Annotated in this window: 11 protein-coding genes, 1 other RNA gene and 2 pseudogenes; 5 read left to right on the top strand and 9 right to left on the bottom strand. The window is 56.2% G+C overall.

Going from position 1 to position 13,164, the window contains the following annotated elements:
* Positions 1–123: 123 nt before the first annotated feature.
* A pseudogene (locus ABS769_RS10365) lies at positions 124–1,098 on the bottom strand (protein adenylyltransferase SelO family protein); the annotation flags it as partial.
* A 617-nt stretch (positions 1,099–1,715) separates the two neighbouring features.
* On the opposite strand from ABS769_RS10365, the pseudogene ABS769_RS10370 reads away from it, so the two are divergent.
* Positions 1,716–2,174: pseudogene (locus ABS769_RS10370) on the top strand (MobA/MobL family protein); the annotation flags it as partial.
* Here ABS769_RS10370 and ABS769_RS10375 read toward each other — a convergent pair.
* Complete coding sequence (locus tag ABS769_RS10375) at positions 2,070–2,294, bottom strand: hypothetical protein (protein WP_317061681.1); 225 nt, start codon at positions 2,292–2,294, stop codon at positions 2,070–2,072. The pseudogene ABS769_RS10370 and the gene ABS769_RS10375 sit on opposite strands and share 105 nt — an antisense overlap.
* A gap of 1,413 nt (positions 2,295–3,707) precedes the next feature.
* Between ABS769_RS10375 and ABS769_RS10380 the strand changes: the two genes are divergently transcribed.
* Positions 3,708–4,397: a hypothetical protein gene (locus ABS769_RS10380; RefSeq protein WP_317061680.1), complete on the top strand. Its 690-nt coding sequence runs from the start codon at positions 3,708–3,710 to the stop codon at positions 4,395–4,397.
* Between the two features lie 104 nt (positions 4,398–4,501).
* Here ABS769_RS10380 and ABS769_RS10385 read toward each other — a convergent pair whose 3' ends face one another.
* Genes ABS769_RS10385 through ABS769_RS10400 form a run of 4 tightly spaced genes read right to left on the bottom strand, consistent with a single transcriptional unit; the run spans position 4,502 to position 7,583 of the window.
* A complete protein-coding gene (locus tag ABS769_RS10385) occupies positions 4,502–5,236 on the bottom strand; it encodes a hypothetical protein (RefSeq protein WP_317061679.1) in 735 nt (244 codons plus the stop codon).
* Positions 5,237–5,282: 46 nt separating this feature from the next.
* Positions 5,283–5,732, bottom strand: coding sequence for a DUF6527 family protein (locus tag ABS769_RS10390; RefSeq protein ID WP_317061678.1), 450 nt, complete (start codon positions 5,730–5,732; stop codon positions 5,283–5,285).
* Positions 5,729–6,913 (bottom strand): ThiF family adenylyltransferase, encoded by a 1,185-nt coding sequence (locus ABS769_RS10395; RefSeq protein WP_350498151.1) that lies wholly within the window; start codon positions 6,911–6,913, stop codon positions 5,729–5,731. The genes ABS769_RS10390 and ABS769_RS10395 overlap by 4 nt, the downstream gene beginning before the upstream one ends.
* Complete coding sequence (locus ABS769_RS10400; RefSeq protein ID WP_317061675.1) at positions 6,888–7,583, bottom strand: multiubiquitin domain-containing protein; 696 nt, start codon at positions 7,581–7,583, stop codon at positions 6,888–6,890. Before ABS769_RS10400 ends, ABS769_RS10395 begins: the two co-directional genes overlap by 26 nt.
* A 145-nt stretch (positions 7,584–7,728) precedes the next feature.
* Between ABS769_RS10400 and ABS769_RS10405 the strand changes: the two genes are divergently transcribed.
* From ABS769_RS10405 to ABS769_RS10415, 3 genes are all read left to right on the top strand, one after another.
* A complete protein-coding gene (locus ABS769_RS10405) occupies positions 7,729–8,055 on the top strand; it encodes a helix-turn-helix domain-containing protein (protein ID WP_317061674.1) in 327 nt (108 codons plus the stop codon).
* 12 nt (positions 8,056–8,067) lie between these two features.
* Positions 8,068–8,940, top strand: coding sequence for an ImmA/IrrE family metallo-endopeptidase (locus tag ABS769_RS10410; RefSeq protein ID WP_317061673.1), 873 nt, complete (start codon positions 8,068–8,070; stop codon positions 8,938–8,940).
* Positions 8,941–9,143: 203 nt separating this feature from the next.
* Positions 9,144–10,064: a hypothetical protein gene (locus ABS769_RS10415; protein WP_317061672.1), complete on the top strand. Its 921-nt coding sequence runs from the start codon at positions 9,144–9,146 to the stop codon at positions 10,062–10,064.
* A gap of 56 nt (positions 10,065–10,120) precedes the next feature.
* On the opposite strand, the gene ABS769_RS10420 is transcribed toward ABS769_RS10415, so the two are convergent.
* The 3 genes from ABS769_RS10420 to ssrA form a co-directional block, all read right to left on the bottom strand.
* Positions 10,121–10,843: an AbiH family protein gene (locus ABS769_RS10420; protein WP_317061671.1), complete on the bottom strand. Its 723-nt coding sequence runs from the start codon at positions 10,841–10,843 to the stop codon at positions 10,121–10,123.
* Between the two features lie 261 nt (positions 10,844–11,104).
* Complete coding sequence (locus tag ABS769_RS10425; protein ID WP_317061670.1) at positions 11,105–12,631, bottom strand: site-specific integrase; 1,527 nt, start codon at positions 12,629–12,631, stop codon at positions 11,105–11,107.
* A 107-nt stretch (positions 12,632–12,738) separates the two neighbouring features.
* Positions 12,739–13,135, bottom strand: a transfer-messenger RNA (tmRNA) gene (ssrA, locus tag ABS769_RS10430).
* Between the last annotated feature and the right edge of the window lie 29 nt (positions 13,136–13,164).

Consider the following 13,164-nt stretch of genomic DNA (forward strand, 5'->3'; position numbering starts at 1 on the left):
CCGCTTTCGGCTTCGCGCAGAAAGCCGATGACCTGCTCGTCAGTAAAACGTTTCTTCACGTCCAATCTCCTCGGGGTAGGGAATTGGACTCCAAACTGAGGCGCTACTCAAAATTGGGTGGACGTCGAAGCGGGAATACTTCTTGAAGAAATAGGCAAGCGAGGGAAGCGAGTGGCGAACATCACGCATCTCATCGCCGAAGAAGTGACGATGTCCATCGGTGCCACGCTTCCAGCTGGGAACTGCGCGGAAGCCGCCGAAATCCAGGAACTGCGCGTTCAATGTGATGTTGTCGCTTGTCGGGCGTCCGGTCCAGAGGCGATGGGCGCGACTTGCGGCAATCTGCTCGGCAAGGCGGAGGTAGAGCGCAGACAAGTCAACGCCTAGGTCATTGGGATTGCCGGCATCGCGCTGCGTGTGTTCGTCGGCAAAGTGGATGGCATGTTTGACTCGCAGGCTATCTTGAAATTGATCGCTGTTTGCACTGCCTGATGTCCCGAAATACAGGCTGCGCTCGAAATGCGCCAAGCGCAGGAAAGCAGACCTGATCAGAATGGCGCACCGCTCCGGCTCGTCGGCATCGGTGCGCGCCAGGGAGAAGCCGGCATCGATGATGGCAACGATGGGGACTGTCCCGTGGGGGAGTTCTGCGTTGAGGATCTCGCTGGCGACTGCCTCGCGAATGGCGTCGTAAAGATAGAGACAGCCATGGGAGTGTGACCAATCATGGGCCTCGGAGACCAGTGGTGTGGGGCCGGTTCCTTTGGCGATGAGCATGCCATCGGAGCCACAGCGGCCACTCCCTCCGTGGATTGCCCCACCGCTCCCACCATAGCGATCAGCGCCCAGTGTCTGTCCGCCGAAGCTGCCGGCAACGCAGTGAGCTTCGATAGAGGTCACGGCAAAGAGCTCAAGCAAGGACGCTGAGATGCTGGCCCGAGTTGGCGCGTCGTGGATGGCCATGCCTAAGTCATGAAACCAGCGCTCATTGAGCCAGAGCAAAGAAGCATCCGGCAGTTTTCCCACTGGAAAGGGCACGAGCATCGAGGTGCTCACGCTAGCAAGGTTCAACAGGTTGGGGCCGTTCTTGTCATCCATGTCCCAGTAGTCATTGGGCGTTTCGCTTCCTTGTTTCCGCAGCTGTTGCGACTTAGCGTTCGATCGGCGTTGGTGATGCTACCAACCTGACGGCAATTCGTCCTGCTGCTGCTTGGATTTCCCGAGGCCACGGGACATCACTTCTGCATGGACAGTCAGCATAAAAACAACACATGGCGTGAGGGCGTAATCAGATTCGTACAGGTCTTATTCATTCTTTGGTATAACTAATATTTATATGTAAAAAGAGCCATGGTTGATCCAACTGTGGCGAAAACAAATTCAAAGAAAAATTAAAGAGCAAGAGCGCACTTATGGTTTCTGCTTTGCAGAAACCGTGCGCCAACGCTGCGCGTCGGTGCGGTGGCTTTCGCCACCTCGTTGCCTATGCTTCGCTAGGCAACACAGCCACTTCAAAACCTCGTGACCGAGGTCTCTGTGCTGTCGAGTTCGCTTTTCTCTCGACGGGCAGATGTTCTGCCGCTTCTTTGTGTGCTCCACAAACAGGAGTTTCACAAATGGCGATTTATCACGCAACAATGAAGTCTTTCAGCCGAGGCAACGGCGACTCTTCGGTCGCAGCAGCTGCTTACCGCGCAGGGTTTGATCTGCTCGATATGAGCACAGGGCTTGGCCACAATTATTCCCACCGAGGCGGTGTCGATTTCCATCAGATGCTTGCGCCGAAAGGAGCGCCCGAGTGGTGTTTCGATGCGCAGTATTTTTGGAACGCGAACGAAGCGGCCGAGACGCGCAAGAACGCACGCGTTTGCCGAGAAGTCGAGGTGTCGCTTCCGCATCAACTCGATCCACACCAACGGAGAGCGCTCGCTTTGGCGCTTGGCCAATTGCTCGTCAATCGATTCAAAGTCGCCGTATTGGTCGCTGTGCACACACCAAGCAAATATGGTGATCAGCGCAATCATCATGTGCATTTGCTGATGTCAGCGCGACAAGTCGGACCGGGAGGACTAGGGGAGCGCGCCTGCGCTGAGTTTGATGCACGCCAAGGCGGCGGCACACGAGCGCTGCGGCAAATCCGCAAAGACATTGCAATGGTCATCAATGCGCACTTGAAAAATGCGGGCGCTCCGGCTCGGGTAGATCATCGCAGTCTCCGAGCACAAGCACACGAAGCCGCGCGTAATGGAGAGTTTGAACGCGCCCGCGAACTCACGCGCCGGCCTGGCAAGCACTTGGGCAAAGCCAAAGTGGCGGTGATGCGCAAAACGAAGTTCACAGCAGAAGTGAGAGGAGCAGGTGGGCGAGAAGCAGCACTGGCGCTTTCAAAGCTTGTCGCTGAGCACATGAAAAAAAGCGGTGGTCTCGTGCACGAGGTGCCACCGTCTCATAGCCATGCGACAGCACTTCGGGATCGGGCCAACGCACAGGCTTCTGGATTGGACGGGCGCACAGCGGTTGGGCAGACACGATTGTCAGGCGCAGAGCGGGTGCGGCAGATCAAAGAGCGCTTGGCGCGTGCGCCAGCGCCTCGCCCGGGTCTCTACACGCCTTACAGCGGTCAGACCCGACATCTTAGTCGCGTGACGCGTCTGGCTCGGTCCTCGGGCCGACAAGACGCTGAGTTGCTCAATGCGCAGGCGCAGCTGATCGAAGATTGGCTCGAAGCCCAGCGAGAGGTGGCTCAGCAGTCTCTCGAAGTCTTGCGGCAGATCCCGGGTATACAGATTGAACCCGAGTTCCAGCGCGCTCACTCGACATTGGTTTGTCGGCGAGTCGACAGCTACGCCACCAAGCCATTTTTCTTTGAAGACACCGAGATGCTTGCTCGCTCAATCAGCAAGTATGCCCATACGCTGGTGCGACCCTACAAGGCGCGCATGGCCGTGCTGGATGCGCACGCCAAGCTCTATGAGCAAGAATACGATCCCGATACGAAAGTGGTGGCCAGAGCACAGCGGCGCTTGGCGCGAACGAAGAGGCATGTCTCCCCGCGCATCCAAGCGATCCAGCAGGGGCGGATCAAGCGGGCTCGAAAAGCGATGGTGGATGCGGCTGAGGCCTTGGAGAAGAATTTCTCTCCGCAGCCGATTGAGGTGCTGACGCCTGAGGCATCTGGAGAGGATGCACATCCATCGCAGGCCGAGGGTGAGGCAGGGCATTGGGAGTTGAAATTCCGTCCGCCCAAGCCAGGTCTATGACGGCTCAGATAACTCTGACCGTTGGCCGCGCAACAGACTGATGGCACGTCGAGGCGGCGAGCCTGAAGCTAGGGTTGTCGAAAAAGGTTCGCCAAATGATCGGAACAACGCCGCCCGCCATTGGCACTCGGCGCCGAGACTGAGGCTTCAACGCCAGCGATGCAGGAGCCCCGCATACGGGGCTCTTTTTTCGTGACCCAGATTCTACTTCGCGTGTCTGGATGGGGTCAGGAGCGGTGCTATACAGATCTAGGCCATGACCTTTGCTTTGGTAGAACTGCATCTGCCAGTTAACGCGTGCCTCCCGTCGATGGGCCCGTCATAATTGTTGCTCGGGTTGGCGGTGGGAAGAGGCGTGGAGATGGAGCGAGTGTGGATGATGCGAGGTGAGGGTAGGGGATTTTATGAGCTGTTTCGTGGATGGGACGGTTGGTGTCGGCTGGCGTGATGAAGTTTGACAAGATCAAGTCAGTTGTTCGGCTGGCCGAACATGTAGTCGTCCAGAGCCGACCCTTTGCAAAACGGGATGATTTGCTACGGGCGCTTTCTGATGAGCTTCTGGTTGGTCCTTGGCTGATCCTCAGCGGGCTTGGAATTCTCTGGAAGCGTTTTGTGTGGGTCTTGGGTTTGACAATCATCATCGCGGCTTATCTCCGCTTGTTCGACCATGCTTTCAGTGCTTCGGCAGCGTTCGCCGCGCTGATGCTTGCGACTCTCAGCGTCTATTTTGGACTCCCAAGTCGGACGGTTCTGGCCGGGGTCAACGGTAGGGCCATCGATGCGCTTGCAGGAGCTATCGGTGAGCAGGTCCGCAGCAAGGACGAGCTGGAAAGACTGTCCTCCGGCGTGCAGCTAGTCAAAGTTCAAACTACGGAGCGCTTGGCACGCTTCAATGTGTTCACGGGTATTGTGTGGGGTGCACTGTTTTGGTTTGCCGGTGCTCGCGTTTTTTCTCCAACAGTGCCGCCTGAGGTGGTTGAGTCGAGCGTTTTCCCGCTCATAGTAGCTTTTGTGTTCTTCTCTGTTTCTTTCACTGCGGCAGTGGGCTATGCCACTGCCGTTCGAGTGGTTTATCAGACGCTAGATTTCGCGCTGATTGAGGTGGGGGCCGCACTTGCAGTCAAGGATGACGCCTAGGGATGGTCTCATTGATCAGACCATCCCTAGCCCGGAACATAGGCGCTTGCACGAAGCTGTCAATCTTGTCTTCCTGCCTCCTCCTATTGGAAGTGGAGAGCTGGTCATTCCCTCCCTGCCGCTGGGGGCTTCTTTTCGTGTTGGACCGGTGTGGCCGTCTGCTGAGGCACCCTTATTTCGATGTTGTCACTAGGCAAGATGCGGACCTCATTGAAGTCGCGATCGTAAATGGCATAGCGCGTTGGACTGCTTGTGACGATCTTGCCGCGTGCGATACGTTGGCCTTGGCGCCAAAGCTCTTGCCACTGATTCTCATGCATCGTTTCAATCTTTACGCGTTCTTCGGCGGCCTGTTCTTTGCCTGCCTTCTCACCAACCAAGCCTGGCATTGAGACCAGAAGGAGCCCGAAAATGAAGAGCATGCCCGCCATATAAACAGCGAAAACTGACTGACCTAGGGCCGTGCCAACCATGCGCAGCCAAAGTGGCAGCCGTTGTAGACTAAATATCCAGTTGGGAGGTTTGCGACTCGGGATGTGCATCATGAAAAAGCCGAGGGCAAGCATCAAAAAAGCGGCAAGCGCTGCATACCAAGGAATGGCGTTGAGCACCCCAAACCCTTGAAAGACCACCGCGTAATAGCCGTTGACCACCTTCCAATCGGCGTTTCGCTCAAAGAGGCCATCATCAATGCCCCATTGACGGAGGTTAGTGGTATCGGCCACGTGGCCACAGCCGTGCAGCACAAAGCCCACCATAGTGGCTAGCGCAGCAAGGCCGCCGACGAGAGTCGCCCACTTTACAAGCCGAGAGGGGGGCTGAGAAGAAGTTGCGGTCATTGCTTGTATAACTCCGGTATGAGTGGTGACTGAGCCATACGTATCCTCAATCGCCAAACCAGCGTTTGAGTCGGGATTTCCAGCCCGACAATTTCCCGTTCGGCTGAGGCGTTTGATTGGTCCCGGGGCTCTGCTGGGGTGCTGATACAGACTCGGAGCCGTAGTAGCGCTGTTTGGCGCGACGATCACGGTCGCGCCCTGCTTGTATTTCTTCCTGGGTCATATCGGAAGACCACTCCACGCGACCTTCGGTGATCCAGTAGTGAGATCGGCAGGGGAACTGCCAATTGCCAATCGATGGGCGCAGCGAGACGCCGACGCCGTCATAGATCAGCTTCCAATCGGTTGGCGAAAGATTGGAAATGACTTCCTTGCCGCAGCCGCACGCGCAGGCATGTGCAGTGCAGGGGAAGCGCGTTGAGACATAGAGCACTCCCTCGTCCAATGGACGAGGGAAGCTTTCAATGAAACGGTGCTGATAGTGGTCAACCTTCATACGGCACCCAATGTCGAGGCCATTGAACTCGAATGCGTGGTGTAGGTCGTGAGGTAGCCGCCTTTCCGCGCGGAGTAGTAGCCGCAGCGTTTCTTCCAAGCCTCAATAGCCAGGATGGCGTTGAGGGCATTGAGTTCGCCAATCTGGGCATTGGTGTTGTAAAGGTCATCCTCACCGCCTTCGCCAAGCGGTAGCGTGGCTTTGGCGGCATCCCAGTTGTCCCCATCGAGCACCGTGGTGCGAACGACGGCGTAGACCTCGTTAGCCGCATTCAACTTCACGCCCATGCCAACATCGATCACGATCACCTGTGAACCGCCTAGCGTGTTGGCAATCAGCTCACGAACCGCTCCGCGATCCACGCAGACGAAGACGGTGTCGTAGTTCAGCAGCGCTCGGACATTGACCTCGGTGACCATGACCGCATGAGCTTGGATGCGCGTATGGATTTCGCCGTAGACCTGAGCCAGATAGTTGACCTTGTAGGGGGCTTCTTTCAGGACCGAGAAAGGGACCGCGCCCGGATAGCGAAAAGCATTGTGCTGCTCGATTCGGTCACCATCAAAGAGATCAAGGCAAGCCACAGGCGTTTTGCAGATTAGATCTAGAAGGTGTGCGCCCGTTCCACCCAGCCCGACGATCGCAATGCGCTGGCCTCGGAGCTTGGCGGTTGGCACTGAGAGCCCCGCTCGGGGTGAAGCGCTGTCCTCGTAGGCAAAGACCGACTGGGACTGATCAACAACTGAAATCGCTCCAGGTGTTGCCGTGGCACGGGGATCGATGGCTTGTGCGTGGATCAAAAGCATCTTGGCGTAGGTCGACACCTGCTCGTAATAGCCGGAGTAAAGACCACTCTTGGGCTTGGACGAGAAATAGTGATCAACCCAAAGCCCGGGCGCGCGCTCCATCCGGCTGCTGCTGTTGATGATCTTGTTCAGAGGCTGGCCGAACGAGTCGCACGGCACTTGGCCGGCAAACCATGCGGTGTGGTCAGGTGCCGTTTGAGCAGCATCCGCTGTGAGGTGAAGTGCAATGACCAGCGTTCCGACTGCCACGGTCTTATCGACCGTGGCGTAGGCGATGCCCTTGACGAGCAGGTGGTTGTCCCGGATTTCCAAGTCATATCCTTCGTCGCGCAGGCGTTGGAGTTCCGGACTACGACTTATCAGTGAGGACGACATAAAATTCCATCTCCTGCTTGATGTGGACGGTCTGATGGTCGAGCAAGTTGCCTGCCGGGTTTTCAGCCGGGCCTTGCGCATACGACACGGTATAAGTGGTGTTGGTGTCTTGGGGGCTTGCACCGGGGTGTTCCAAACGGACCACATCCCAGTAGGACAGAGTGCGCTTGTGAACGACTGCTTCCCGGGTGTTGACGAACAACTTGATGCTCAGCGGAGCCGTGAAGAAGCGCTCAATGCCGGGTTGGTCCAGATCGATGACGGCGTTCTCGGCGATCTGCTCGTCAGGCTTTTCACCCCGATGTTCAATCCAGACATCCAGCTCTTCCGGGACGCGACCCACTTGGCGCAGGGTGGTCAGCATGAGGGGGCCAGGCCAGGCGTAGCGGGTGTCATCGAGAATGAAATACTTCACGCCATCGGTCTTGGCTGCGAAAAATTGCGAGGGGGAGCCCGAAGGGGGGAGGGGACGGAGTTCGTCCAGTTCAATGACAGTAGTCGGGCCGTCTTCCGGCCAGAGCACCAACGCATGTTCAGTTTCGGGGCGCAGGCGCGCGGCAGCCAAGATTTGGCGTCCTGTGGGGGTAAAATCGGCAATCGGAAAGGCTTGGCCGTTGACGACAACGGTGGAGAGGTCCGGAGGTTGGCGATGCGTGGCTTCAGTGTTCATGTTGCTGTGTCCTGTATGGAAGGATGGAATCGTTCAATAAAAAAAACGACGAGCACAGGCTGCCTCTTCCCATCCGTCCTGTCAATCGGTAGATTTTTGTTCGTTATTTCGCTATAATGTGTGGTTAGCCACGCCGGGAGTTCTTATGTCCTCGTTACTAGGTGAAAAAATTCGTGCCAAGAGGACCGCGATGGGTCTTAGTCTTGATGAATTGGCCAAGCGAACTGACACCAGTAAGGGTTACATCTGGGAGCTTGAGAATCGTGACAAGCCCAACCCGTCGATCGATAAGCTGAACAAGATCGCGGTAGCTTTGGGCCTGACGACCGAGTTCCTCTTGGGCACTAAGGACGAGAGTGTGGAAGCGTCTATGGATGTGGCAGATCAGGCTTTCTTTCGTAACTATCAGGCGATGAGTCCTGGGGCGAAAGAAAAGCTCCGGAAGATGATGGAGATCCTCGACGGCAACTAAGGAGAGATAGGCATGGACAAGCCAGCTACGGTTAAACGCCCAATGGCTGAGGCCAATCGATTGACGCAGATGCTTGATCTGGTCAGAGGACAAGACCGCTTTCCAGTGGATGTCCAAGAGCTGGCGTTCGAGTATTCGAATCAGTGCTTTGCCTCAGAGCGCATCGCTAGAATCATGCCAATGGATATCCCGGGCTTCGAAGGTGTCCTCAAAGCCAGAAGTGACGGTCAGTGGGCGATTGGCTACAACAGCCAGCAGTCGCCTGGGCGCGTTCGTTTCACCTTGGCTCATGAGTTCGGGCACTACATCTTGCATCGACAGCTCCAAAGTGCTTTCCAGTGCACATCCGAAGATGTCTACGATTGGGAGTCGACGGAGCGCAGGATAGAGACAGACGCCGATCTATTTGCGTCGTATCTGTTGATGCCGTTGAACGACTTTCGCCAGCAGGTTCAGGGGCATGCGGGACAGATCGAAATGCTGCGACATTGCGCTGATCGCTATGGCGTATCGATCATGGCAGCAGCCTTAAAATGGATCGAAATTGCGCCTAAACGTGCCGTTGTGGTCGTGGCGCGTGATGGCTTTGTGCATTGGGCGAGATCGAACACTGCGGCGCGCAAGTCCGGCTTGGTTCTTGCGGCAAAGAAGAACCTGATTGAAGTCCCGGATGGCTCTCTGCTCGCCCGGTCCGATGAGTCGGCCTCAGGGCTAATCCAAATGCAAAGTGCCAGGCTTTGGTTCCCCAAAGAGCCGCAGGGCATGCAGCTTGTTGAGCATATCCATGTGGTGGAGAAAGGCTGGCCTTACACGCTTGGGTTGCTGCTGCTTCCAGATGCCATCCCGCGCTGGGAGCGCAAGGAAGAAAGCGAAGATGACATCTGAGCGCCGCGTCCTTGTCTTTGCCCCATCTTTAGTAATCATGAGGTCAAAAAAAACCCCGGAACAAGTGTCCGGGGCTGGTGTTCTGGGCCTAGTGCGGAAGGACGTAGATCGAAATCCAGTGGAAGCTCCCGCCAACCCTTGCACGTAGATTAACAAACGCTTTGCGTCGTGTCAAGATGGCAGAACCAAACAAAGGATTGTGCATGCAACACCCTGATCCGCTGAACCCCGCACTGCTGGATTTGATGTCGCAAAGTCGCCTCAACAGCTATGCCAATGTGTTTGCACCCTCAAATAATTCAGAACTCTTAGGGGCATACCTTTGGAATACGCGGGTGTGCTCAGCGCTGTATCCGTTGGTGGCGTCAACAGAGGTGTCACTCCGCAATGCTGTGGATCTTGCTTTGTCGCAAAGCTCGCTTCAACGCTTCTGGTGGAGTGGTAGCAAGCTTCAATGGAAGTCGCGTGGTCACAGTCACATTGAGCCACATGCTGTCATGATGATCCGAGAGAATTTCTCAAAAGCCTCTCGCCAAGTGATCCGGGACAAGCGGGAGCGCTATCAGATCAAGGGGCACATCAACCCCACGCATCATGAAATCATTGCAAAAACAGAGTTCTCCACATGGGAGTTCATCCTCGATAATGAATTCATGGGGCGTCAATTGATATGGCCAGGGCACTTGTCAAAAGTATTCACGGGTGACTGGGGCAATCGCAAACCGAGTGTCTTGCTCAATCATGCGCGCGAGTTGGTCAAAATCGTCAGGGCGTTTCGTAATCGCTTATCGCATCACGAGCCGGCTTGGAAGCGGGCGGGTGTGGTCACTGAAAACGATGCGATCTCTCATCTTCACAGCAAGCTCGGTCAGGTCATGGAGCTCATGGCCTTAATTAATCCAGAGCAGGCAAGCTTGATGCGTCTGACGGGATTGATCGGTGATGCCGAGCGAGCTTGTTCGGCGTTGGAGCTGCGTCGTTTTCAACTTGGCACCAAGGATCAGATCGTTCGTTCAGGGAGAAATTTCGCTGCGGCGGTTAAGTTTTCCCTGGACAAGAATGCGTTGGTCTCAATTCGGCGAGGCCGGAAGGGAAAAGCGATGGTGCTCTATCCCTTCAACTAACGCTGATCTGTTGAATGGGGGAAGGTAAAAGCTGCACGCGTTTGCGTTCGTCCCTTTCACTTGGATGGCCGAAGCGAACAAAGCGCTGCCCAACTGCAAGTGCTGATCTGCTGCGCCGGCACACCCAGCGCAGCCAGTCTTCCCGACATGACATCTGTGTCGTCGAATTTGGAGATGGCCAAGTGGAAGCGCGCTTTTCGAACCGCAGTGGTGCGAAGCATCGCTTCGAAGTAAAGGGCGTCGACTTCGGATAGGGAGTGGCCTAACAAACGGACTTCTTGGATGTCCGAGAGCTGCTCGAAAAACCAAGCACGCTTCTGGATGAGCTGGTCTGATGGATTAAAGGTCTTGGAGAAATAGTCGTTCAAGATGTCGTGAACTTCCGCTAGGCGTGGATCCAGCTCGGCTACATCTAGGCGGTCGTTAAGCGAGCGGCGATCTTCGCTTCGCCACGCGTGGCCCAGGGTTAGGTTTTCTTCGGGCAACTCCGCGCAACCGTGAATGTAAAGGATCTGCTGTTGTGGGATGTTATAGGTGTGGATCAGGGCCGTGGTGTAGTTGAAGCACAGAAAGGCCCCGGCCGGGTCCAACACTTCAACCGACTTCGCGACTTGGTTCTGGGTCGGCATTTGCAACTGTCTGATCCATTTGCCGAATAACACGCGCAGATTGGTCGACAGCCGTTCGACCAAGTTGCCAACTTCGTATTGGAAGTCGTGATGGCCCCGAGTCACTCCAATCGTCAGAGGAGTAGTTCGGCGCGAAGTGCCCAAGGTCATCCGTGATTTGGTCAGGGTCGACCTCAGCCAAGGCGGTTTCAAGATCCGCTTACCCGTCCTCGACGGGGAGGTATTGCTAGACCGCCTCGAAGATATGGCGGTCTTCGGTCCTTACGAAGCTTCGGAAGTCGCGAAATCGGGAGGGGATGCATGGTGCAAGTCGAAGTCATTGCCGATAACAAAGAGTTTGGTGGGTTGCATCGTATTCAAGTTCCGCGAGTAACTGAATAAAAAAGGGTCGCGGCAATCTCCCAAAGCTTTTTAATTCCTCCACCCCGTCGTCCGCGTCTTGTTCATCTTTTTCTTTGCAGCCTGCTCGCGTCGCCGTTCCATGTGGCGAACCTGCTTGAACGCACGATCAAATTGCCCAGGCGTATAAGCGGGAAGGGGAAGCGGCGGGCCAAACTGTTCAATGGCCGAAAAGCGAGCGGGAACAGAAGGCGGATCAACGTAATGCTTCAAGCCCGGCGGAAGCGTCAACTCATGGCCGGTGATTTGCTGGGAAATCGGAAGCGACACGCCGTGCTCATTGACCAGCGAGTTGGACAAGGTGTGCCGGAAGCAATGAAAGCTTTTGAGCCGTTGGGTCAGTCCTTGCTTGATCGCATAGGCCCGGAACTGATCCCCTAGCGCGTCGCCGTAGCCGTTTTCGGCGTTGTAGGGCAAGTGCGGGAACAGTCGCTCAAAGCCTGCGTGCTTGACCTCATCCACATAGACCAAGAACCCAGCCTCGATCAGGGATGTGGGTAGGGGCACAAAGCGGGAGGAGTGGGGGTTCTTCAAGCGTTGATCCGGCTTGGCTCCCCGGAAATGCACGCCCCAGAAATCGCCGACCTTGCCGATGTCGTCAACATAGAGCTGAGCGACCTCGTTGACCCGAGCACCGGTGGCAAATCCCAACAGCGTGCCAAACCATCGGTGCGGATACTTGCGGGCCCAGGAAGTGAACGCATTCAGTTCAAGCAGGGCTTCAAGCTCGGCTTGGCTAAACGGATCACGACTCGGCTCATCGGTGAGCGACTTGGCACGATTGAGGATGGCTTTGTGAGGCGCCTTGCTAATCAGGTCTTCGTTCGCCAAGGCGTTGAAGAAGGACGCAATACGATCCCGATGCTTTTCTTTGGTGCGCATGCTCAGCAGTTCATGACCACCTTGCCGCGCCTTGCTCAGGATTTCGACAGGGGTGAGGCCGGCGAACACCGCCTTCTTGGTAGCGTTGCTTGGATAGTGCTCAAGCGCATCCAGGAACTGGCGGACATCATCGGGCTTGTAGTCTTCGACCGGTTTGTCGCCGACAAGCGCCACAAACAGACCCAGGCTGTGTTCGGTGTCGAGCACGTTTTTCGCGCTTCGCCCCACACGCCGCATTTCACTGATGTGGATGGCCGCGCGCTCTGAAAGCAGCGGTCCGGCGATTTTCACAGAAGCCAGTTGCTGAAGGGGGAGATGTTTCAGTGCGTCCAGCAGCCGGGCGTGATCGTCTGCTCCGTTGGCAGAGAGCTCCACGCCACCGACCTTAATGGTGTAGGGGCGTGCTTCGTTCCCTTGCAACGCGGCCAGAGCCTGGCTCAGCAAATCGTCCTGCATGCCCGCTCCTTGCCGCATCTGATCGAATGCTTCCGAGAGTGCCACAGCAGTTCGAGCTACGGCCAGTCGGGCAGCATCACCCAGAGACAAGCGAACGGGACGGACAAGGTAACGCGAGCCAATGAGGGCTTGCAGGTCAGTCGGGACGAAGAAGCGCACATAGAGCCCAGCAGGGCGGCGCAGAAAATAAGGCTTCGGCACGGGGTTTGATACCTCGTTTGATACCTAACGCAGGCTCAAACTGAACATCAAACCCCGGGCCTAACCTTCGCAGAATCAAGCACTTACTGCTCTCTTCCGCGATCAGATGGTGGAGGTGGGCGGAATCGAACCGCCGTCCGGAAGCACTCCATCCCCAGCACTACATGCTTAGCCCTCCGTTAGATCTCATTTCCAGGCAGCACGGTTGGCAAAGCGCACCTGGAAACCAGCCTGCTTTATCTAACCGGTAGCTGACAGGCAGCCACTACCGACGGTTCCGTGATAATGACCCTACATCTACGAGCACGGGCACAAGTAGGTTCGGGGGTTCGCCTTAGGCGGCTGTAGAACTAAAACTAAAGCCAGTTAAGCGGCGATAGCGTAGTCCGAACCGTAGTTGTCATCGTTGGCAACTAAAAGTTTGCTGCTGGATTAACGAGGAAAGCTGCCCCCTCGGCATGCGCCAAGCGACTTCGCGACCCCCGTCGAAACCAGTGCACCCCCGGGGAAAGCATCAAAACGCTGACCTGCCC

Origin of the sequence: Xanthomonas hortorum, assembly GCF_040279205.1 — a bacterium.
Classification (GTDB): Bacteria; Pseudomonadota; Gammaproteobacteria; order Xanthomonadales; family Xanthomonadaceae; genus Xanthomonas; species Xanthomonas hortorum_F.